Consider the following 22,362-nt stretch of genomic DNA (forward strand, 5'->3'; position numbering starts at 1 on the left):
AAGAGCCGCGGATCGCGGCGGCGGGAGCGGTGAGAGCCGCGGGATCGCCGCCACCCTCACCGGGGAGTCGCCCTCTGTCCGACCCGTGCCGTCCTCGGTTCAGGAGCCGTCGACCACGATCTCCCGCTTGAGGATCTTGCCGGTGGGCCCCTTGGGCAGTTCGGCCGCGATCGTCACGAGGCGCGGGTACTTGTACGCCGCGACCCGCTCCTTGGCGTGCGCGCGGATCTCCTCGGGCGTGGCCGCGACGCCGGGCCTGAGCGTGACCACGGCCGCGACCTCCTCGCCGTGCAGGGGGTGCGGCACGCCCACGACGGCGGCCTCGGCGACGGCGGGGTGCTCGTACAGCACCTCCTCGATCTCGCGCGGGTAGACGTTGTAGCCGCCGCGGATGATCATGTCCTTCTTGCGGTCGACGATGAAGTAGAAACCGTCCTCGTCGACGCGGGCGAGGTCACCACTGTGGAACCAGCCGTCGCGGACCGCGTCCGCGGTGGCGTCCGGGCGGTTCCAGTACCCGGTCATGACGTTCTCGCCGCGGATGGCGATCTCGCCCACCTCTCCGGGTGCCGCCGTGCCCCCCTCCTCGGTGACGAGCCGCATCTCGACCCCGCGGATGGGCACGCCGATCGAGCCCGCCTTGCGCGGACGGTCCGGGTGGTTGAACGCGGCGACCGGTGACGTCTCGGACAGCCCGTAGCCCTCCAGGACCGCCGCGCCGAAGCGCTTCTCGAATCCGTGCAGGACCTCGACCGGGAGCGCGGCCCCGCCGGAGACGGCCAGCCGCACCAGCCCGGCGTCGAAGCCGTCGGGGAGTTCGGCGTGCAGCAGCGCCGCGTACATCGTCGGCACGCCGAGGAAGACGGTGACCTTGTCCCGGGCGATGACCTCGAGGGCGCCGCGCGGGTCGAACCGGGGCAGCAGGGTCAGCGTGGCCCCGGTCGCGACGGCCACGTTGAGCGCGCAGGTCTGGCCGAAGGCGTGGAAGAGGGGCAGGCCGCCGAAGAGCACGTCGTCCGGTCCGACCTGGAGGAGGGTCTCGGCCGTGGTGAGGGTGTTGCTCGCCAGGTTCCGGTGGGACAGTTCGGCGCCCTTGGGCGTTCCGGTGGTGCCGGAGGTGTAGAGGATGAGGGCGGCGTCGTCGTCTGCCCGGTCCGGGGTGTCGCGCGACGGCTCGTGGCCGCGCAGCAGGGCGTCGAAAATCTCGGGGTCCGTCACCAGGCAGTCGGTGCCCGTCTCGGCGGCGGCCTTCGTGACCTCGTCGGCGAACAGCGGGAACACCAGCGCGACGCGCGCTCCGCAGTCGCGCAGGGTGAAGGCGACCTCGCGCGCCTTGAGCAGCGGGTTCATCGGGACGACGACTCCGCCGGCGCGCAGGATGCCGTAGTAGAGGACGGGGAACAGCGGGACGTTGGGCATGGTCAGCGCGACGCGGTCGCCCGGCCGGACGCCGCGGTCGCGCAACAGCGCGGCCACCCGCGCGCTCGCGTCGTCGAGCTCGGCGTAGGTGAGCGTGTGGTCGTCGTGGCGGACGGCGACGCTCCCGCCGTGGGCCGCGACGGTGGCGGCCAGAAGGGTGACGAGGTTGGTCATGCCGTGGATCTCCTTGCGTTCGTCGCGCGGGTCGCGGCGGTGCCGCGCGGTCGGATCACATCGCGAAGTGTGACCCAGGGATGTGGGTCCTGGCTGCCCGATCCCGGCGGGAAGGCCAGCCAGAGCCTCAGCAGGTGGCCTCGGTGCTCCGGCGGTCCATGATCCTCGAACGCGGTAGGGGCGTGCATCACCCGGTGGGTGTTGAGCAGCAGCAGGTCCCCGGCCCGCAGGTCGAGGTCGAGACGGTACTCGGGGGAGCCGGCCACGGAGTCGACGAGGTCGAAGAGCTCCCGGTCCGCCGGCGCCAAGCGGGGCACCTGGGGGAAGCGCTGGGCCGATTCGAGACAGCGTCGGTCGTACCGCATGCTAGGTGCGCCGTCGCGACGGGAGAACAGCGGTACGGCCGTGCAGGGCGGCTCACCGGGGGCGTGTTCCCCGCGGCGGTCGAAGTGGTACGTGCCGTACAGGCGCCCGGCGAGGTCGGGGCGCCGGTCCAGTACGGCGTTGTGGACGGCGGCCGAGCTGACGAGGGAGACGCGTCCGCCGGCGCGGGGCGTGCGCAGTGCCAGCAGGGCGAGGAGATCGGTGGGGTCGGTGTGGAAGGGCGATGCCGCCCCGCGCTCGGGCAGGACCGCCGGGGTCTCGTGACCGCGAGCGGCGGGGTCGCTCCGGCCGGGTCCGGGGTCCCCGACGTGTCCGGTGTCCCCGACGTGCCCGAGGACGAGTCCGTCGGCGTTCTGCGGCACGGGGTGCCCCAGGTGCCGGCCGATCCCCCAGAACACGGTGCTCGCGGCCTTCTCGCCGAGCCGGTCGACCGGGAGGCCGCGGACGACCGCGAAGCCGCGTCCGTGTTCGAGTTCACCGGAGAGGCGGGCCAGATCGGGGCCGAGGCCGGGGAGCGGGAAGTCGCCGGCTGTCAGCCGGAGCAGGGTGAGGTCGCGTCGGCGGGTCTCGCGCAGGGCGGCTTCGATCTCGGCGAGCCCGCTCTCCGACAGGCGGGTCCGCCACCGCTCGGGGTCCGTGAGTCCGGGGCCCCTCCACACCGCGGGGCCCGAGAACGGCGTGGGCGGGGACGGCGTCTGGTCCGGGTCCGTGCCCGGGCGGGACGGTATCCGGTCCGCATCTGTGCCGGAGCGGGACGGTGTCCGGTCCGGGTCCGTGCCGGAGCGGGACGGTGTCCGGTCCGGGCCCGTCGGTCCTGTCATGTTCGCCTCCAATCCGTCGGGCGTTCACCTGCCGGTGAGCGGCCCCCCATGAGCGGCCCGGCAGGTGAACGGCGTCATGCTAGGTTCCTCGACCACCGCCGCGCTTGTCATGGCGGGACAGGAGACTTGGCTTTTCGGGACATCTGGAGTGCGCCCATGAGACCGCTGGTCCGCACCGCCGCCCTGAGCGGCTATGTCGAGCTGTGCCGCTCCCTGGACATCGATCCGCAGGCGCTGCTGAAGCGGGTGGGGCTGGACACCGCCGCCCTCACCGTCCAGGACCGGTGGATCTCGGGCACGGCCGCCGTCCAGGTGCTGGAGCTGTCGGCGGCCGAGTCGGGCCACGAGGACTTCGGGGTGCGGCTGGCGGAGTTCCGCCGCTTCTCCACGCTCGGTCCCATCAGCCTCGTGGTCCGCGAGGAACCGGACGTGCGCAGCGCGCTGGAAATGCTGATCCGCCATCAGTACATGTACAACGAGGTGCTGCACGCCCGGCTGTCCGAGGGCGACGGACTGGCCACGCTGAAGGTGGACCTGCGCCTCGGCGAGGCGATGGAGTCCCGGCAGGCGACGGAGCTGGCCGTCGCCGCCTTCCACCGCATCCTGAGCGACTTCCTGCACGCCCGCTGGCAGCCACTGTCGGTGTGGTTCCGGCACTCCGCGCCGGCCGACACCTCGGCGCACCGGCACGCGTTCGGGCCCATCGTCCAGTTCGACCGCGAGATCGACGGGATCGTCTTCTACGCGGACGACCTGGACGCCCCCAACGCGATGGCGGACCCGCTGATGCGCGAGTACGCCCGTCAGTACTTCGACGCCATCGCCGTGCCGAAGGACACCAGCGCCGCGGACCGGGTGCGCGAACTGATCGAGGTCCTGCTGCCGACCGGGCGCTGCTCGATCGAGCAGGTCGCGCGCAGCCTCGGTGTCGACCGGCGCACCGTGCACCGTCATCTCGCCGCGTCGGGCGAGACGTTCTCCTCGCTCCTCAACGTCACCCGACGCCATCTCGCGGAGCAGTTCGTGGCGAACCCCCGGCGGTCGCTGACCGAGATCTCCGACCTGCTGGGGTTCTCGTCGCTGAGCGGGTTCTCGCGGTGGTTTCGCGAGCAGTTCGGGTGCAGCCCGCGAGCGTGGCGGGGGAGCAGGACTCCGTAGGACGCTCCGCGAAGTCACCCCTGCCCGGGGCGACTTCGCGGACGCGTCACGGCAACTGCGCGGCCGGGACCGGTGGGACGGATGGGGCGCGCGGCTCGACCGTGGGCCGCCCCGGCGGCGTTCCGCACCGCGGATGTCCCCAAATGACAAATCATCTGTCCCCTGACGGCAAGCACGCCTCTGGGCTCGGCCCTACCTTTGCACCACCGCACAGCACGACGCGGTCGGCCGTCGGAGGGAGCCGAACCACTCCCCCGGACCCCCTCCGGACCGGCCGATCGCGGCGGGCCGCCTCGCGCCCGCTGTCACCGGTCACCCGCATCGATCCCCGCCGGACGTCCCAGGCCCGCGCAGCACGCGGCGATGCCCCCGGCGAGTGATCACCGATCCGACGAAGGAGACGGACCGTGCATTTCCACGACGACTCGCTCTTCCCCGAGAACCAGGAAAAACTCGTCATCCAGGCCGCCCCCTACGGGCCCGAATGGCTTCCCGGCGACGCCGACGACCTTCCCCTGACGATGGACGAGCACGTGCAGGCGGCCGTCGACTGCTACAACGCCGGTGCCACCGTTCTCCACATCCACGTCCGCGAGCTCGACGGCAAGGGCTCCAAGCGCCTGTCCATGTTCAACGAGCTGATCGGACGGCTGCGCGAGGCCGTGCCGGACATGGTCCTGCAGATCGGCGGGTCGATCTCCTTCGCCCCCGAGGGCGAGGGCTCCGAGGCCAAGTGGCTCGACTTCGACAGCCGTCACATGCTCGCCGACCTGGACCCGAAGCCTGACCAGGTCACCATCGCGATCAACACCAGCCAGATGAACATCGTCGAGATCATGACCGACGACGATCTGGAAGGCACCTCGATCGCCAAGCCCGACTACTACAAGGCCTACCGGGACATGTACCTGGAGGCCGGCCCGGACTTCTACCTGGAGCACCTCAAGCGGCTGGGCGAGAGCGGTATCCAGCCGCACTTCCAGCTCGCCACGCTGGCCCAGCTCGAGACCGTCGAGCGGCTCATCCGTTCCGGCGTCCACACCGGCCCGCTGGTCCTCAACTACGTGGCGATCGGCGGCGGTTTCGCCGGCCGTCACCCCGCCGACCTCATCGAGTTCGTCCGTCGCGTCCCCGACGGCGCCGTCCTCACCATCGAGAGCTCCATGCGTGCCGTGGCGCCCATGAACGCGATCGGCATCGCGCTCGGCGTGCACGTCCGGGTGGGCAACGAGGACAACCTGTGGCGGCGCAAGGGCGAGCGCATGTCGAGCGTCGAGCAGGTCGAGCAGATGGTGCAGATCTCCCAGGCGCTCGGCCGTGACATCGCGACGGGCGCCGAGGCCAGGAAGATCTACAAGATCGGCGAGACCTACGGGAGCACCGACGAGACCCTCGCCCGGCTCGGGATGGTGCCGAACCGCCGTCCGGGACAGCGCGGTTTCATGCTGCGCGACGCCTGACCCCACCGCTGCCCGCCACGCCAGAACCGCACCTGGGACACGGCCCGGCCGTGACGGCCGCCCGCCCGCGGGGACGGACTCCAGGGCGCCCCGCCCGGCAGCCGCACCGGCCGGCCCGACGGTCCGCCCCATGGGCGACGATCCGCCCGTGGGCGACGGCCCGCCCGTGGGCAACTCCCCGCCCGTGGACGACGGTCCGGCTGTAGGCGACGGCCCCACCGTGGCCGCGGTCACCACGCCACGGGGCCGCCGGGGCCAGACCCCCCGGTTCCGGCGGTCCCCTCCTCCTCCCCCCGACCACCAACCGACACGAACAACGGAGCGCCCCCGTGGCCCACGCCATTCGATTCAAGGAGACCGGCGGTCCCGAGGTCCTGCGCTGGGAGGAGGTCGTCGTCGGCGACCCCGGCCCCGGCGAGGTCCGGATCCGCCACCACGCCGTCGGACTCAACTTCGCCGACACCTACTTCCGCACCGGGCTCTACCCCGCGCCGCTGCCCGCCGGGCTCGGCGTCGAGGCGGCGGGCGTGGTCGAGGCGGTCGGCGCCGGCGTCGTCGGGTTCACGGAGGGCGACCGGGTCACGTACACCGGAAGTCCGCTCGGCGCCTACAGCACCGAACGTGTCATGCCCGTCGGCTCTCTGATCCGGCTGCCGGACGGCATCGGCTTCGAGACCGCCGCGGCGATGACCATGCGCGGTCTGACCTCCGCGTACCTGCTCCGCAGGATCCACCCCCTCACGGCGGGTGACTCGATCCTGCTCACGGCCGCGGCGGGCGGCGTCGGCCTCATCGTCTGCCAGTGGGCCAAGCTGCTCGGCCTGAACGTCATCGGCACGGTGTCCACCGAGGAGAAGGCCGAACTGGCAAGGGCGCACGGCTGCGACCACGTCATCCACCATCAGCGCGAGAACGTGGCCGAGCGGGTGCGTGAACTCACCGACGGCGCCGGGGTCCCGGTGGTCTTCGACAGCGTCGGCAGGACCTCGTACGCCTCCTCGCTCGCCTCGCTGCGACGGCGCGGCCTGCTCGTCTGCTTCGGCACCGCATCCGGCCCCGTCCCGCCCATCGACGCCATGCAACTCGCCGTCCAGGGTTCCCTGTTCGTCACCCGCCCGGCCCTCGCCGACTACATCGCGGACCCCGCGGAGCGGGCCGAACTCGCCGGTGAACTCTTCGAGCACGTCACCTCCGGGCGCATCCGCATCCGGGTGAACCAGCGCTACGCCCTCGAGGACGCCGCCCAGGCGCACCGTGACCTGGAGGCCGGCCGGACCACCGGATCGTCGGTCCTCGTCCTCTGACCACCGGCGTCCGCGCCGCCGACTCCACCCCGTTTCCCGGCACTTCACCGCCTCCAGGAGGAAGCACCATGGAACACACACTCGCTCCGCCCGAGGGCGCACCGGTCCGCGCCCACCACCGCGGCTCGATCCGGGTCGAACCGCTGACCTGCTCGATCGGCGCGGAACTGTCCGGCGTGAACCTCGGCGACGCCGCCCGCGACGACGACCTGTTCGCCGAGATCAAGGCCCTGCTGCTCCAGTACAAGGTGCTGTTCCTGCGCGACCAGGACTTCACCCGCGCCGAACACGTCGCGTTCGCCGAGCGATTCGGCGCGCTGGAGGACCACCCGGTGGCCGGCAGCGACCCCGAGCACCCCGGCCTGGTGCGGATCTACAAGGACCTGGACAGTCCCGCCGAGCACTACGAGAACGCCCTGCACACCGACGGCACGTGGCGCGAGAACCCGGCCATGGGTGCCGTACTGAGGTGTGTCGAGGGTCCCCCCGTCGGCGGCGACACGATCTGGGTCAACATGGCCGAGGCCTACCGTCGGCTGCCCGAGGAGATCCGCACCAAGATCCGGGGGCTGCGCGCCCGGCACAGCATCGAGGCCACGTTCGGCGCCGTCATGCCGCAGGAGAAGCGGCAGGCCCTCAAGGCGCAGTTCCCGGACGCGGAGCACCCCGTCGTCCGCGTCCACCCGGAGACCGGCGAGGAGATCCTCTTCGTCAACGCGTTCACCACGCACTTCGTCAACTACCACACGCCCGGGAACGTGCGGTTCGGACAGGACTTCGCGCCCGGCGCGAGCCTCCTGCTCAACTACCTGATCGCACAGGCCGCGATCCCGGAGTACCAGGTGCGCTGGCGCTGGACCCCGAACAGCGTCGCCATCTGGGACAACCGCTCCACCCAGCACTACGCCGTACAGGACTACTGGCCCGCCGTCCGCCGCATGGAGCGCGCGGGAATCGTCGGCGACAGACCGTTCTGACCCCTCCCTTTTCCCACAGCGCGTGAGGTGATGACAATGGAGTTGCACACCACTGCTGGCGCCATCCCCGGGACGGACCCGGCCGTATCGTCCGTCCCGTCCGTCTCTTCCGGATGGCCCGTGTCCCGACGCTATGCCTGGGTGGTCTTCGCCCTCAGTTTCGGCCTGCTGCTGTCCGACTACATGTCGCGGCAGGTCCTCAACGCCGTCTTCCCGGATCTCAAGAGCGAGTGGCTGCTCTCGGACGCCAGGCTCGGCACACTCAGCAGCGTCGTCGCCCTCATGGTCGGCCTGCTCACCTTCCCGATGTCGCTGATCGCCGACCGCTGGGGCCGGGTCAAGAGCCTGCTCCTGGCCGCGGTGATGTGGAGCGTGGCGACCCTCGGCTGCGCGCTCTCCGCGAACTACGACCAGATGTTCGTCGGCCGCCTCTTCGTGGGCGTCGGCGAGGCGGCGTACGGAAGTGTCGGCATCGCCGTCGTCCTGAGCATCTTCCCGATCGGGCTGCGCGCCACGCTCTCGGGTGCCTTCATCGCGGGCGGGGCCTTCGGTTCGGTGCTCGGCGTCTCGATCGGCGGCGCCGTCGCCCAGCACCTCGGCTGGCGCTGGGCGTTCGGTGTCATGGGCGTCTTCGGCCTGGTGCTGGCCGCGGTCTACGGTGTCGTCGTCACCGAGAGGCGACTGCGCCCGGAGGCCGCTCCCGCCGGGGCCGAGCCCGATCCGGGACCGCGTGGCCGGCTGCGTCTGCTGCTGCCCCGGCTGTTCTCCTCCGTCTCGGTGATCAGCGCCTACGTGGGCAGCGGGCTCCAATTGTTCATCGCCGCCTCCCTGATGGCCTGGCTGCCCAGCTACTTCAACCGCTACTACGACATGCCCACCGCGAAGGCCGGCGCGACGGCCGGCGTCTTCATCCTCGTGATCGGTGTCGGCATGATCGGCGGCGGCATCGTCTCCGACCGCGTCAGCCGGGCGTTCCCCCTCCGCAAATGGGCGGTGGCCATCGGGTGCAGCCTCGGCTCGCTCGCCCTGCTCATGACCGCGTTCCGGCTGCCGACCGGGCCGCTCCAGCTCATGGTGCTGGCGGCCGGGGCCCTGCTGTCGGCGGGCACGGCCGGGCCCGCGACCGCCATGGTCGCGAACCTGACTCCCGCGGCCATCTCCGCGACGGCCTTCGCCACCCTCACCTTCGCCAACAGCCTGCTCGGTCTGGCTCCGGGCCCCGCGGTCACGGGCGCGCTCGCCGACCACCTGGGGCTGCTCGGTGCCCTGCGGATCGTCCCGCTCGGTGCGCTCGCCGCCACCACCGCGTTCCTGATCGGCCGTCACTTCTACGAGCGTGACCTGCGGCGTCTGACGAGCGGCCCCGCCCAGGCGGCCGAGCCGGAGGACGCGGTGGTGACCGCGTGAGCGCCGGAAACGACCCGGCCGCCACGAGCGCCGGCCCGGTGGCCGCGGCGACCGGTCCGGTGGCGGTGAACAGGGACCCGGTGGGCGCGACGACGGATCCCGTGGTCGTGATCGTCCCGGGGCTGCGCGATCATGTCGCGGAGCACTGGCAGACCCTGCTGGCGGACCGGCTGGCGGAGGCGGGGCGCACCGTACGCACCGTGCCTCCGCTCACCGAGGACGGCCTGAGCCGTGAGGCCCGTGTCGCGGCGCTCGACAAGGTGATCACGGAGACCGAGGGCCCCGTCGTGCTCGTCGCGCACAGCGCCGGCGTGATCACCACGGTCCACTGGGCCCAGGGAACCGCGGACCGGGTGCGCGGAGCGCTGCTCGCGACACCGCCGGACTTCGACACCCCGCTGCCCGAGGGCTATCCGACCCCGGACGTACTCCGCGAGAACGGCTGGACGCCGGTGCCCCGGACCCCGCTGCCCTTCCCCAGCATCGTCGCGGCCAGCGCGAACGACCCTCTCGGCACGGCCGAACGGGTCGCCGCCCTGGCCCGCGACTGGGGCGGCACCCTGGTCGAACTCGGCGAGGTCGGCCATCTCAACCCCGCGTCCGGCCACGGTCCCTGGCCGCGCGCGGAAGAACTGCTCCGCGACGTGGAAACCGGCTGAACGGCCGCGTCCAGCCCAGGAAGGCACCCGATGAACACCGACACCGACCTGCTGTGGTCCCCCGGTCGCCGCGAGTTGGAGGACTCCGACGTCGCGCGCTTCATGGCCTGGCTGGGCGAGGCACGCGGGCTCCGCTTCTCCGACTACGCCGAGCTGTGGCGGTGGAGCTCCACCGACCTCACGGGATTCTGGTCGGCGGTGTGGGAGTTCTACGGGCTGGACGCGGTCTCCGACTACGAGGAGGTCCTGGCCGACGCATCGATGCCGGGAGCCGACTGGTTCCCCGGCGCCCGGCTGAACTTCGCCGAACGCTGCTTCGCCCGAGCCACGGACGCCCGCCCGGCGCTCGTGAGCCTGGCCGAGGACGGCACGCCCGAGGAGACCTCCTGGCGGGAACTGCGCCGGCAGGTCGCCGATGTCTCGGCGGCGCTGCGCGGCATGGGCGTCGAGCCCGGCGACTGCGTGGCCGGATACCTCCCCAACCTCCGCCAGACCGTGGTGGCGCTCCTCGCGACGGCCGCCGTCGGCGCCGTGTGGACGGCCTGCTCCCCGGACTTCGGCACACCCGCCGTGCTCGCCCGGCTCCGCCAGGCACGGCCGAAGGTCCTGGTCGCGGCGGACGGATACCGCTACGGCGGCAAGACGTACGACAGGCGCCCGCAGGTCGCCGAACTCGTGGACGGCCTGCCCACCGTCCGCCACCTCCTCGCCGTCGACAACCTCTTCACCTCCCCGGCCGACCCGTGGTCCGGGCGGCCCGGCGTACAGCGGCACCTGTGGTCCGCGCTGCCGTGCGCGGACGGCGAGCCGGAGTTCGCCGAGGTGCCCTTCGACCACCCGCTGTGGATCCTCTGGTCGTCCGGAACGACCGGGATACCGAAGGGGATCGTCCAGGGGCACGGCGGCATCGTGCTCGAACTGCTCAAGGCCCTGGGCCTGGGCATCGACCTGCGCGCCGACGACCGCTATCTCTTCATCACCTCCACGAGCTGGATGGTGTGGAACTTCCTGGTCGGCGGGCTGCTGCACGGCAGCACGGTCGTCCTGTACGACGGCAGCCCGACGTATCCCGGTCTCGACGGCGTCTGGGAGATCGCCGAACGGACCGGCGCGACCGTGCTCGGCGTGGGGGCCGCGTACCTCACCGCGGCGGAGAAGGCCGACACGCGTCCCGCGGACACGTTCGGTCTGGGCCGGCTGCGGACCGTGCTGCAGACCGGATCGGCCCTGCCGCCCGGCACCTGGCGGTGGGTCCACGACCGGCTGACGCCCGGAGTGCGGCTCCAGTCCATCTGCGGCGGCACCGACGTCTGCTCGGTCCTCGCCGGGAGCACCCCGCTGCTGCCCGTCCGCGTCGGCCGCATCCAGGCGCCCGCCCTCGGCGTCGCCCTGGCCTCCTGGGACCCCGAGGGACGCCCGCTGACCGGTGAACAGGGTGAGCTGGTGGTGACCGCGCCGATGCCCTCGATGCCGCTCCGCTTCGTCGACGACCCGGACGGGACCCGCTACCGGGCCGGCTACTTCGACACCTACCCCGGAATCTGGCGGCACGGCGACTGGGTCACCGTCGACACCGATCTGTCCGTCGTCGTCGCGGGGCGCTCGGACTCCACCCTGAACCGTTCCGGCGTACGCATGGGTTCCGCCGACATCTACGCCGTGGTCGACCAGCTCCCCGAGATCGCCGACAGCCTCGTCATCGGTGTCGAACAGCCCGACGGCGCCTACTTCATGCCGCTGTTCGTCGTACCCGCCGAGGGCACCGCGCTCGACGACGGGCTGCGCCGGCACGTCGCCGGGGCCATCAGGAGCCGGCTGTCCCCGCGCCACGTGCCCGACGTCATCGTGCAGGTCCCCGCCGTGCCGCGCACGCTCACCGGCAAGAAGCTCGAGGTCCCGGTCAAACGCGTCCTCCAGGGCGCCCGCCCCGGCGAGGTCAGCAGTGAAGGGTCCATCACCCACCCGGAGATGCTGGCGTGGTTCGCGGAGTTCGCCGTCACGTGCGCACCGGGCGCGGGGCGCCAATCGTGATCAACGACAGCCCAATGACGATCAATTAACTGTCCCCTGACGCGCCTTTCGATGCTCCTTCCGTCAGTCCCGAAAGAAGCCGGATCTCCCCGGCGGGCGGTCCGTAGGGTCCGGGTCACCGGCCGGTCGGGAACTCCTCCGTCCGCGCGGTGACCCGAAGGAGACATCGGTATGGCAAATGTGGAGATCTCCCTCAAGGAGACGATGACGTCGATCGAGGGCGCGCTGGGCGTGGCCCTCGTCGACTACACGAGCGGCATGGCGCTGGGCACGCTGGGGGGCGGCAAGGACCTCGACCTGAACGTCGCCGCGGCCGGCAACACCGACGTGGTCCGGGCCAAGGTGCGCACGATGGAGCACCTCGGGCTCAAGAGCAAGATCGAGGACGTACTCATCACGCTGGAGAGCCAGTACCACCTGATCCGTCCCCTGACCGGCCGCGACGGCAACGGACTGTTCCTGTACCTGGTGCTCAACAAGGGGACGTCCAACCTGGCCATGGCCCGCCACCAGCTCGCACGCATCGAAGCCGAACTAGAGGTGTAGACAGCCACGTTCTCCGCGCTTTCGCATGCCCACGACTTGAAGACTTCTTCATTTAGGTACATCCAGATGGAGTCAATCTCGTGGGCGTGCGGAGGTGGAGCCGCCAGGATCGGTCCTTCGGGCACCGTTCGCGGCGGGACGCGGACAGCCACCGCACCAGCCCGGAGAAACAGCCCGTCCCCAGGCGGCAGGGAGCGAACGATTTTGAACAGGCAGGTTCCCCTCTACCAGGCCAAGGCCGAGTTCTTCCGCATGCTCGGACACCCTGTGCGCATCCGCGTCCTGGAGCTGCTGCAGAGCGGCCCCGTCTCGGTACGCGACCTGCTCAGCGAGATCGAGGTCGAACCGTCCAACCTCTCGCAGCAACTGGCCGTGCTGCGCCGCTCGGGCATCGTGGTGTCCATCCGCGAGGGCTCGACCGTCAGTTACGCGCTCGCCGGCGGCGACGTCGCCGAACTGCTGCGTGCCGCCCGCCGCATCCTCACCGAACTGCTCGCCGGACAGACCGAGTTGCTCGCCGAGCTCCGCCAGGCCGACGTCGAGACGGGCCTGCCTCCCGGTCCCCGCGAGGGTGACCTCGTCGTCACCCGGTCCGTACGGCCCTCACCCGCGGTCCGCGGACACTGACGCACGCGCACCCGGCTCGCTCCCCCGTCGAGCCCCCGCCCGCCACGAAGCGGGCCTCAGGCCCAGCCCCGGCGCGCGGCGTGCCAGCCGAGCTGGATACGGCTCTCGGCGCCGGCCCGCGCCATGAGTTCACCGATGCGCCGCTGCACGGTGCGCCGCGAGACGCCGAGGCGCGCCCCCACCGCCTGGTCGGTGAGCCCGGCCAGCACGAGGGCCAGCATCCGGGCGTCGAACTCGTCTATCTCGTCCGGGCGTTGCTCGACGATCCCGTCGCCGGCCGTGTGCGGCGCCAGCGGATAGGCGTGCTCCCAGGCCAGCTCGAAGTAGGCGACGAGGGCGTCCAGGAGTCCCCCGGCGTGCACGAGCACCGAGGCGGCGGCGGTGTTGCGGCCGCTGTACAGGGGGAGCATCGCGAGATCGTGGTCCGCGATCATGAGTTTGACCGGGACGGCGTCGGCGACCCTCACCTGCTGTCCGGCCCCCAGTACGGCGAGGGCCTGGGTGACCAGACCGGGCTCGCTCAGCGCGTCCCGGTGCAGGATCGTCCGGTAGAGCACCCCCCGGTGGATCCCGCCCTCCTCCGCCGTGTTGTCGTCGCGTGACACGACCGTCTGTTCGGGCACCATCATCGACCGCACCTCGTGCCGGGCGGACTCCTGGAGCTGCCGGAACCGGTGCCGGACCGCGTCGATGTCGCCGATCACCTCGACCGCACCGCCCTCGGCCCCCGAGCGGTGCTGCTCGGCGAGCGTGAGCACCGCGTGCTCCGCCGCGCTCAACTCGTCGCGCCGACGCCGCAGTTCCCCGCCGAGGGCGACCGCGGGAGGCGCCGCCACGAAGACGGTGGCGGCGCCCTCGGCCGTCTGCGGCACGACGAGACCGCGCCCGGCCAGCGTGGTGAGGATGTCGCGCGCCTCGGACTCGGGGCGGCCGCTGCGGGCCGCCAGTTCCTCGACGGCCGCCCGTCCCCGCGCCACCAGGAGACGGTAGATCTCCTCCTCGGCCGGACCGAGACCGAGCGCGGTGAGCATGGGCACTCCTTGAGGGCGGCTGGGGGCCGGGCGGGGACCTGCCGGTGCGGCCCGGGGGACCCGCGCGGTGGCGCGGTCGTCCCAGGTCTACTTCACCCTCCGGCCCCCTGTCACCTCCGGGTGACGCACTTGCCCGCATCGCCCGAAGTGCCTGTCCCGAAGCGGCCGCCGGGAGGGCATTGTCAGTGGTGGCAGGCAGGATGACGGGTATGACAACACCTGTTGCAGTGATCGTGGACGCCGTCGCCTACGCGCAGGCGGTCGAGGACGCGTTGAAGGCGTCGGCAGCCTATTACGAGGGCGGCACGTCCGTGCTGGACGACGACGCGTACGACCGGCTCGTGCGCGGCATCGCCGCGTGGGAGGCGGCCCATCCCGAGCAGGTGCTGCCCGACTCGCCGACCGGGAAGGTCGCGGGCGGCGCCGTCGAGGGGGACGTCCCGCACACGGTGCCGATGCTGAGCCTGGACAACGTCTTCTCCTCCGAGGAGTTCGTCGCCTGGACGGCGTCGCTGGCCCGGCGCACCGGTCACGAGGTGGAGCGGTACAGCGTCGAGCCGAAGCTCGACGGCCTGGCCATCGCGGCGCGGTATCAGGAGGGGCGGCTCACCCGGCTGATCACCCGCGGGGACGGCACCGCCGGTGAGGACGTGTCGCACGCGATCGGGACGATCGAGGGCCTGCCCGGCGAACTCGCCGAACCGCTCACGCTGGAGGTGCGCGGCGAAGTCCTCATGACGACGGCGCAGTTCGAGCACGCCAACGAGGTCCGCACCGCGCACGGCGGGCAGCCGTTCGCGAACCCGCGGAACGCCGCGGCGGGCACGCTGCGCGCCAAGGAGCGCGCCTACACCGTTCCGATGACCTTCTTCGGCTACGGCCTGCTGCCGGTGCCGGGCACCGAGGCCGCGGAGGCCGCCCGGCTCGGCGAGCTCGCGCACAGCGAGCTCATGGCCCGGGCGGCCGGTCTGGGCGTGAACACGACCGCGAGCACGGCCGTCCCCGGTGTCACGGCGGCGAACGCCGAGCAGGTGCTGGCCCGGGTCCAGGAGATCGGGGCGCTGCGCGCCGAGCTGCCGTTCGGGATCGACGGGATCGTCGTCAAGGCGGACCTGGCCGCCGACCAGCGGGCCGCGGGGTCCGGTTCACGCGCGCCGCGCTGGGCGATCGCGTACAAGCTCCCGGCCGTCGAGAAGATCACCCGGCTGCTGGCGGTCGAGTGGAACGTGGGCCGCACCGGCATCGTCGCCCCGCGCGCGGTGCTGGAGCCGGTCGAGATCGACGGCTCGACGATCACGTACGCGACCCTGCACAACCCGGCGGACATCACGCGTCGCGATCTGCGGCTGGGCGACCATGTGATGGTCCACCGCGCCGGGGACGTCATCCCCCGCGTCGAGGCTCCGGTCGCCCATCTGCGCACCGGCGAGGAACAGCCCATCCTCTTCCCCGAGACGTGCCCGAACTGCGGGTCCGCCATCGACACCAGCGAGCAGCGGTGGCGCTGCGAGCAGGGCCGCAACTGTCATCTGGTGGCCGCCCTCTCGTACGCGGCGGGCCGCGACCAGCTCGACATCGAGGGCCTCGGCCACACACGGGTCGTCCAGCTCGTCGAGAGCGGACTGGTCGCCGATCTCGCCGGTCTGTTCCACCTGACGCGCGAGCAGCTCCTCGGCCTGGAGCGGATGGGCGAGACCAGCACCGACAACCTCCTCGCCGCGATCGAGACGGCCAAGGGCAGACCGCTGTCCCGGGTGCTGTGCGCGCTGGGTGTCCGCGGCACCGGCCGTTCCATGTCCCGGCGCATCGCCCGGTACTTCGCGACGATGGAGCACATACGGGCGGCGGACGCGGAGGCGATGCAGCGGGTGGAAGGGATCGGCACGGAGAAGGCCCCCTCGATCGTCGCGGAGCTCGCCGAGCTGGCCCCGCTGATCGACAAGCTCGCCGCCGCGGGCGTCAACATGACCGAGCCGGGCGCGACGCCGCCCGCCGCGCCCGGCGAGGACGGCCCGGACGCGGAGGGCGGCGAGACGGCCGGCGGGCCGCTGGCCGGGATGACGGTGGTGGTCACGGGTGCGATGACCGGCGCCCTGGAGCAGCTCAGCCGCAACCAGATGAACGAGCTCATCGAGCGCGCCGGCGGCCGTTCGTCCTCCAGTGTGTCGAAGAAGACGACCCTGGTCGTCGCCGGCGAGGGTGCCGGATCCAAGCGTGCCAAGGCCGAGAGCCTCGGGGTCAGGCTCGCGGCGCCGGAGGAGTTCGCCGAGCTCGTCGCCGACTACCTCTCCTGATCGCTCCGGGCACGCGGTACGCCGACGCGCCGGGCCAGCACCTGGCCCGGCCAGGCTCCGGAGAGGAACCGCTCGGTGGGGGTGAATCCCTGGCGCTCGTAGAACGCGACCAGTTCGCCCCCGCCGCCCGCCCAGCAGTCGACCCGCAGCAGCTCGACGCCGGACCGCCGTGTCTCCTCGACGGCGTGGGCGAGGAGCGCGGCCCCGATGCCGCGGCCGGCGTGCCGTCGGTCGGACACCAGCAGCCGGACGTACCGCTCGGGTTCTCCGGCGGGCTCGATCGGCATCTGCGGGCTGGGCCCGGTGTCGAGGACCATGGCGCCGACGGGTACTCCCCCGGCTTCCGCGACGAAGGGCGCGTTCTCGGTCATGTACCGCCGGACACGCTCGGCCCCGCCCGTCGTCGCCGAGTACGGGGTCGTGCCCCACTGCTCGGTGTTGCCCCGGGCGTTCATCCAGGCCACCGCTCCGTCGAGCATGTCCAGAACCGCCCGCGCGTCGCCCGGTCCGCCGGGCCTGATCCGTATCGCCCCTGAGAGATCCCGCTCGGTCTCGATCATGGCCGAAGCCTAGGGCGTGTCCTCGGCGTCCCGCCCGGGACATGCCACGCGACGCGGGTACGCCCTAGGCGCACGAAGGGCACAGCCCCCGGTAGGTGACCTCGACGGCGGCCACGGTGAAACCGAATCGTTCCGTCGCGGGAAGGTCGGCCAGCGGGTTGCCGGTGGGGTGGACGTCACGGACGGTGCCGCAGGCGGAACACACCAGATGCTGGTGCGGGCGGTGCGCGTTCGGGTCGTAGCGTTTGGCGCGTCCGTCGGTGGTGACCTCGATCACCTCGCCGAGCGAGACCAGCTCCCCCAGGGCGTTGTAGACGGTCGCCCGGGAGATCTCGGGCAGCCGTTCGGCCGCACGGGCGTGCACCTCGTCGGCCGTGAGATGCACATGATCGCCGTCGAGGACCTCCGCAACGACGCGCCGCTGGGAAGTCATCCGCCAGCCACGCCCTCGCAGTCGCTCCAGCAGGTCACTCATATCGGTTCACCTTTTCAGGATCGGTGGGAACCCGCAGTTTATCCGTGTGCATCCTGGGTCCGATCGAATATGGGTCTGGTGTCCTTCTTGACTTGGACTCTGTCCATCGTAGGATCGGTTTTGGCACTGGCCAAGGGACAAGAACACTTCGGCACGAGCAGGAGAGACACAGATGTCGGGACCACCGCCGTGGAACCACGCGGCGGCGGCCTGCGCGTGACGGCCGCCGTGACACGCAGCCCGGGAAGCTCCCGGAGCCCGGAACCGCCCCGGCGGCGACGCGATCGCCGCCGCGGCGGGCGACCCGGCGCCGCACCTCCCCGCACGTGGCACACAGCCCTCCGTCCGCTCGCCGTGGCGGGATCCGTACCCCGCATCGGACCGGTCCAGCCGGTCCGGCGCGCGCCGCGTACGGCACTCCCACCCCCGGTCGCGCGACGGATCGCCCCCTTTGCGCGTTATCGTCCGAAAACAACGGCCTCCCCGTCGGCTCCGCCGAAGGTTCCGGGGCCGGATTCCGGGGCCCGGCCCCGGCTGTTCCCCCCACCCGTAGTCGCTGAGCACGTAGATCGGCCCTTCCGGAAGGATTCCCATGTCTGAGAACCACGACGCGATCGTCACCGACGCGAAAACGGAGGGGGCGGGCGGCTGCCCGGTCGCGCACGGCCGCGCTCCGCACCCGACCCAGGGCGGCGGCAACCGCCAGTGGTGGCCGGAGCGTCTCAACCTGAAGATCCTTGCCAAGAACCCCGCCGTGGCCAACCCGCTCGGCGAGGACTTCGACTACGCCGCGGCCTTCCAGGCCCTCGACCTCGCCGCGGTGAAGCAGGACATCGCCGAGGTGCTCACGACCTCGCAGGACTGGTGGCCCGCCGACTTCGGCAACTACGGCCCCTTCATGATCCGTATGGCCTGGCACAGCGCGGGCACCTACCGCATCAGCGACGGCCGCGGCGGCGCCGGTGCCGGACAGCAGCGCTTCGCCCCCCTGAACAGCTGGCCGGACAACGGCAACCTGGACAAGGCCCGCCGTCTGCTGTGGCCCGTGAAGAAGAAGTACGGCCAGAGCCTCTCCTGGGCCGACCTCATGATCCTCACCGGCAATGTCGCCCTGGAGCAGATGGGCTTCGACACCTTCGGCTTCGCCGGTGGCCGTGAGGACGTGTGGGAGTCCGAGGAGGACGTGTACTGGGGCCCGGAGACCACCTGGCTCGACGACGAGCGCTACACGGGCGACCGCGAGCTGGAGAACCCGCTCGGCGCCGTCCAGATGGGTCTCATCTACGTCAACCCCGAGGGCCCGAACGGCAACCCGGACCCGATCGCCGCGGCCCGCGACATCCGTGAGACCTTCCGCCGGATGGCGATGAACGACGAGGAGACGGTCGCCCTGATCGCGGGCGGTCACACCTTCGGCAAGACCCACGGCGCCGGACCGGCGGAGAGCGTCGGCGACGACCCCGAGGCCGCCCCGATCGAGGCGCAGGGCCTGGGCTGGAAGAGCACGTACGGCACCGGCAAGGGCGCCGACGCCATCACCTCCGGCCTGGAGGTCACCTGGACCACCACGCCCACCCAGTGGAGCAACGGCTTCTTCGACAACCTCTTCGGCTACGAGTGGGAGCTGACCCAGAGCCCGGCCGGCGCCAACCAGTGGAAGCCGAAGGACGGCGCGGGCGAGGGCACCGTCCCGGCCGCGCACGACCCGTCGAAGAAGATCGCCCCCTCGATGCTCACGACGGACCTGTCGCTGCGCTTCGACCCGATCTACGGGCCGATCTCCCGCCGCTTCCACGAGAACCCCGCCGAGTTCGCGGACGCCTTCGCACGGGCCTGGTACAAGCTGACCCACCGCGACATGGGCCCGAAGTCCCTCTACCTCGGCCCGGAGGTCCCGGAGGAGACGCTGCTGTGGCAGGACCCGCTGCCGGAGGCGCAGGGCGAGGTCATCGGCGCCGAGGACGTCAGCGCCCTCAAGGCGAAGATCCTCGCCTCGGACCTGACGGTCGCGCAGCTCGTCTTCACCGCGTGGGCGTCGGCCTCGACGTTCCGCGGCAGCGACAAGCGCGGCGGCGCCAACGGCGGCCGCATCCGTCTGGAGCCGCAGCGCGGCTGGGAGGCCAACGACCCCGACACGCTGGCCACGGTGCTGCGCACGCTGGAGAGCGTCCAGCGCGACTTCAACGCCGGTGACAAGCACGTCTCGCTGGCCGACCTGATCGTCCTCGGCGGTGTCGCCGCGGTCGAGAAGGCCGCCAAGGACGCCGGTCACGACATCCAGGTGCCCTTCACCCCGGGCCGTGTCGACGCGACGGACGAGCACACCGACGCGGAGTCCTTCGCCGCGCTGGAGCCGACCTCGGACGGCTTCCGCAACTACCTGGGCAAGGGCAACCGCCTCCCGGCCGAGTACCTGCTGCTCGACCGCGCGAACCTGCTGACCCTGAGCGCACCGGAACTCACCGTCCTCGTCGGCGGTCTGCGTGTCCTGGGCGCCAACCACGGCCAGTCCGCGCACGGTGTCCTCACCGCGACCCCCGGACAGCTCACGAACGACTTCTTCGTCAACCTGCTCGACCTGGGCACGACGTGGACGGCGATCTCCGAGGACGCGACCACCTTCGAGGCCCGCGACGACGCCACCGGCGAGGTCAAGTGGACCGGCACGCGTGCCGACCTCGTCTTCGGCTCGAACTCCGAGCTGCGCGCGCTCGCCGAGGTCTACGCGAGCGACGACGCCAAGGCGAAGTTCGTGAAGGACTTCGTCGCCGCCTGGGACAAGGTCATGAACCTGGACCGGTTCGACCTCGTCTGAGGTCGGGCGGCGCGTGACGCCGCCTCACACGGCCTGACGTCGGGCGGCGCGTGACGCCGCCCGACACGGCCTGCCGTACGGGCCGGCCCCTGCCCGGGGCCGGCCCGTCGGCGTGCCACGGCCCGCCCTTCCCGCGGCCTCCACGGCCGCGCGCCCGTCACGTCGCCGGGCGGGGTGGCGTTCTAGGCTGAACGCCATGAGCGCACACTTTGACGTTGTGGTCCTGGGCGCCGGCCCGGGAGGATATGTCGCGGCGATCCGGGCCGCCCAGCTCGGACTCAGCACGGCGATCATCGAGGAGAAGTACTGGGGCGGTGTGTGCCTCAACGTGGGGTGCATCCCGTCGAAGGCGCTGCTGCGCAACGCGGAGCTCGCCCACATCTTCACCCAGGAGGCCAAGACCTTCGGCATCCAGGTGAACGGCGAGGTGACCTTCGACTACGGCGCCGCCTTCACCCGCAGTCGCAAGGTGGCGGACGGACGCGTCAAGGGCGTCCACTACCTGATGAAGAAGAACAAGATCACCCAGTACACCGGCCGCGGCACCTTCCGCGACGACCGCACGCTCGACGTCGCCCTGACCGACGGCGGCTCCGAGACCGTCACCTTCGGCAACTGCATCATCGCCGCCGGCGCCACCACCAAGCTGCTCCCGGGAACCTCGCTGAGCGAACGCGTGGTGACGTACGAGGAGCAGATCCTGTCGGACACCCTCCCGGACAGCATCGTCATCGCGGGCGCCGGCGCCATCGGCGTGGAGTTCGCCTACGTGCTCCACAACTACGGCGTCCAGGTCACCCTCGTCGAATTCCTCGACCGGATCGTCCCGTTGGAGGACGAGGAGGTCTCCGCCGAACTGGCCCGCCGCTACAAGCGGCTCGGCATCAACGTACTGACGTCCACCCGCGTCGAGGCGATCGACGACTCGGGAGGCTCGGTCAAGGTCATGGTGACCACGGGCGGGCAGCGGCAGACGCTCGAGGCCGGCAAGGTGCTCCAGGCGATCGGGTTCCAGCCGCGCGTGCAGGGCTACGGCCTGGAGAACACCGGGGTGAAGCTCACCGACCGCGGCGCGATCGACATCGACGGCCGCTGCCGTACGAGCGTGCCGCACATCTACGCCATCGGGGACGTGACGGCGAAGCTGATGCTCGCCCACGCGGCGGAGTCGATGGGCATCGTGGCGGCCGAGACGATCGGCGACGCCGAGACGATGGAGCTCGACTACGTCATGATCCCGCGGGCCACCTACTGCCAGCCGCAGATCGCCAGTTTCGGCTGGACGGAGGCGCAGGCGCGCGAGCGGGGCTTCGACGTCAAGGTGGCGAAGTTCCCGTTCACGGCGAACGGCAAGGCCCACGGCCTGGGCGAGACGGCGGGCTTCGTCAAACTCCTCAGCGACGCGCGCTACGGCGAACTCCTCGGCGCCCACCTGATCGGTCCCGAAGTCACCGAGCTGCTCCCGGAGTTGACGCTCGCCCAGCAGTGGGACCTGACGGTCAACGAGGTCGCCCGCAATGTGCACGGCCACCCGACTCTCGGAGAGGCCGTCAAGGAGGCCGTCCACGGACTGGCCGGCCACATGATCAACATGTGACGGGCGAGTGCCGCCGCACGGCTTCCGACCGGCAGCGGAGCCGGCCCGGAAGCGGTGCGGCGGAGCCTCGGCGACGCCTCACGCGGAACGTCTCCGCGACGCGGACCGCGTGCCGTCGCCGAAGGCGCCGGTCCGTGCCACGGGGACGGTGGATCCGCTCACGCTGCCCGACCTGCCCCGGACCCGCGCTCCTGCCTGGGCCTCGGAGACCAGGCGGTGGTAGTCCAGGTCCGCCGAGTCCGTGGCCCGCACGGTGAGAAGACTTCCGTCGAGCCTGCGCAGCAGGGCGGCACGGCCGTGAGCGTAGGCCGCCTCGTGCTGAGGCGTGATTCCGCGCGGCACCCAGGAGATCAGCAGGATCTTGTTGCGGCGCGCTCCGTCGACCGACGCGAAGGCCAGGTCGAGGAGGACGAGTCGGGGCTCGTGCGCGGGCAGCGCCGACAGAAGCTCGTCGTGCGTCAGATTGGCCCGGCGTTCGACGACACAGGTGTCCAAGGCGTCGCTGAGCCGGTAGAGCACCGTGTTGACTTCACGCTTCCCCTTCAGCTCCCAGAACGCGCTGACGCAGGTGTCGTCCACGGAGATGTGGTTGCTCATGGCACTCTCTCCCTCCGCCCCGGATA

General features: G+C 71.5%; 18 protein-coding genes. 12 read left to right on the plus strand and 6 right to left on the minus strand.

Annotated features, from left to right (window positions below; translation table 11 throughout):
- Positions 1-99: 99 nt before the first annotated feature.
- Together ACZ4TO_RS32095 and ACZ4TO_RS32100 are read right to left on the minus strand one after the other, a co-directional pair.
- On the minus strand, positions 100-1,593 hold the full coding sequence (locus tag ACZ4TO_RS32095; protein ID WP_468026086.1) for a long-chain-fatty-acid--CoA ligase: 1,494 nt from the start codon (positions 1,591-1,593) through the stop codon (positions 100-102).
- On the minus strand, positions 1,590-2,798 hold the full coding sequence (locus ACZ4TO_RS32100; protein ID WP_468026087.1) for a TauD/TfdA family dioxygenase: 1,209 nt from the start codon (positions 2,796-2,798) through the stop codon (positions 1,590-1,592). The genes ACZ4TO_RS32095 and ACZ4TO_RS32100 overlap by 4 nt, the downstream gene beginning before the upstream one ends.
- A 156-nt stretch (positions 2,799-2,954) precedes the next feature.
- On the opposite strand from ACZ4TO_RS32100, the gene ACZ4TO_RS32105 reads away from it, so the two are divergent.
- The 9 genes from ACZ4TO_RS32105 (at position 2,955) to ACZ4TO_RS32145 (ending at position 12,967) form a co-directional block, all read left to right on the plus strand.
- Positions 2,955-3,956: an AraC family transcriptional regulator gene (locus ACZ4TO_RS32105; RefSeq protein ID WP_468026088.1), complete on the plus strand. Its 1,002-nt coding sequence runs from the start codon at positions 2,955-2,957 to the stop codon at positions 3,954-3,956.
- 407 nt (positions 3,957-4,363) lie between these two features.
- A complete protein-coding gene (locus tag ACZ4TO_RS32110) occupies positions 4,364-5,416 on the plus strand; it encodes a beta-keto acid cleavage family enzyme (RefSeq protein ID WP_382778733.1) in 1,053 nt (350 codons plus the stop codon).
- Positions 5,417-5,745: 329 nt separating this feature from the next.
- Positions 5,746-6,720: a quinone oxidoreductase family protein gene (locus ACZ4TO_RS32115; RefSeq protein WP_382778734.1), complete on the plus strand. Its 975-nt coding sequence runs from the start codon at positions 5,746-5,748 to the stop codon at positions 6,718-6,720.
- 68 nt (positions 6,721-6,788) lie between these two features.
- Positions 6,789-7,697 (plus strand): TauD/TfdA dioxygenase family protein, encoded by a 909-nt coding sequence (locus ACZ4TO_RS32120; RefSeq protein ID WP_382778735.1) that lies wholly within the window; start codon positions 6,789-6,791, stop codon positions 7,695-7,697.
- A 120-nt stretch (positions 7,698-7,817) separates the two neighbouring features.
- Complete coding sequence (locus tag ACZ4TO_RS32125; RefSeq protein WP_468026089.1) at positions 7,818-9,104, plus strand: MFS transporter; 1,287 nt, start codon at positions 7,818-7,820, stop codon at positions 9,102-9,104.
- A complete protein-coding gene (locus ACZ4TO_RS32130; RefSeq protein WP_468026090.1) occupies positions 9,101-9,763 on the plus strand; it encodes an RBBP9/YdeN family alpha/beta hydrolase in 663 nt (220 codons plus the stop codon). Before ACZ4TO_RS32125 ends, ACZ4TO_RS32130 begins: the two co-directional genes overlap by 4 nt.
- Before the next feature lie 30 nt (positions 9,764-9,793).
- Positions 9,794-11,794 (plus strand): acetoacetate--CoA ligase, encoded by a 2,001-nt coding sequence (locus tag ACZ4TO_RS32135; RefSeq protein ID WP_468026091.1) that lies wholly within the window; start codon positions 9,794-9,796, stop codon positions 11,792-11,794.
- A 171-nt stretch (positions 11,795-11,965) separates the two neighbouring features.
- Positions 11,966-12,340 carry a hypothetical protein gene (locus ACZ4TO_RS32140; protein WP_382778739.1) on the plus strand — a complete coding sequence of 125 codons (375 nt, stop codon included), beginning with the start codon at positions 11,966-11,968 and terminating at the stop codon, positions 12,338-12,340.
- 204 nt (positions 12,341-12,544) lie between these two features.
- Positions 12,545-12,967, plus strand: coding sequence for an ArsR/SmtB family transcription factor (locus tag ACZ4TO_RS32145; protein ID WP_382778740.1), 423 nt, complete (start codon positions 12,545-12,547; stop codon positions 12,965-12,967).
- Positions 12,968-13,023: 56 nt separating this feature from the next.
- Here the strand turns inward: ACZ4TO_RS32145 and ACZ4TO_RS32150 are convergent, their stop codons facing one another.
- Positions 13,024-13,998, minus strand: coding sequence for a helix-turn-helix domain-containing protein (locus ACZ4TO_RS32150; RefSeq protein ID WP_382778741.1), 975 nt, complete (start codon positions 13,996-13,998; stop codon positions 13,024-13,026).
- Between the two features lie 200 nt (positions 13,999-14,198).
- On the opposite strand from ACZ4TO_RS32150, the gene ligA reads away from it, so the two are divergent.
- Entirely contained in the window at positions 14,199-16,292 is a 2,094-nt protein-coding gene (gene ligA, locus ACZ4TO_RS32155) for an NAD-dependent DNA ligase LigA (RefSeq protein WP_382778742.1), read from the plus strand.
- Here the strand turns inward: ligA and ACZ4TO_RS32160 are convergent.
- The gene (locus ACZ4TO_RS32160) at positions 16,280-16,852 is read right to left on the minus strand and encodes a GNAT family N-acetyltransferase (protein WP_385044833.1); all 573 of its coding nucleotides are present in this window, start codon (positions 16,850-16,852) and stop codon (positions 16,280-16,282) included. The two genes, ligA and ACZ4TO_RS32160, sit on opposite strands and share 13 nt — an antisense overlap.
- A gap of 64 nt (positions 16,853-16,916) precedes the next feature.
- Entirely contained in the window at positions 16,917-17,327 is a 411-nt protein-coding gene (locus tag ACZ4TO_RS32165; RefSeq protein ID WP_355767177.1) for a Fur family transcriptional regulator, read from the minus strand.
- A 592-nt stretch (positions 17,328-17,919) separates the two neighbouring features.
- Between ACZ4TO_RS32165 and katG the strand changes: the two genes are divergently transcribed.
- Positions 17,920-20,142, plus strand: a complete 2,223-nt coding sequence (gene katG, locus ACZ4TO_RS32170) for a catalase/peroxidase HPI (RefSeq protein ID WP_468026092.1) — start codon at positions 17,920-17,922, stop codon at positions 20,140-20,142.
- A 196-nt stretch (positions 20,143-20,338) separates the two neighbouring features.
- Positions 20,339-21,739, plus strand: a complete 1,401-nt coding sequence (gene lpdA / locus ACZ4TO_RS32175) for a dihydrolipoyl dehydrogenase (RefSeq protein ID WP_382778745.1) — start codon at positions 20,339-20,341, stop codon at positions 21,737-21,739.
- A 78-nt stretch (positions 21,740-21,817) separates the two neighbouring features.
- Here lpdA and ACZ4TO_RS32180 read toward each other — a convergent pair whose 3' ends face one another.
- Complete coding sequence (locus ACZ4TO_RS32180; RefSeq protein WP_468026093.1) at positions 21,818-22,336, minus strand: actin depolymerization factor/cofilin- and gelsolin-like domain-containing protein; 519 nt, start codon at positions 22,334-22,336, stop codon at positions 21,818-21,820.
- Positions 22,337-22,362: the final 26 nt, after the last annotated feature.

Source organism: Streptomyces sp. NPDC028298 (genome assembly GCF_055565895.1).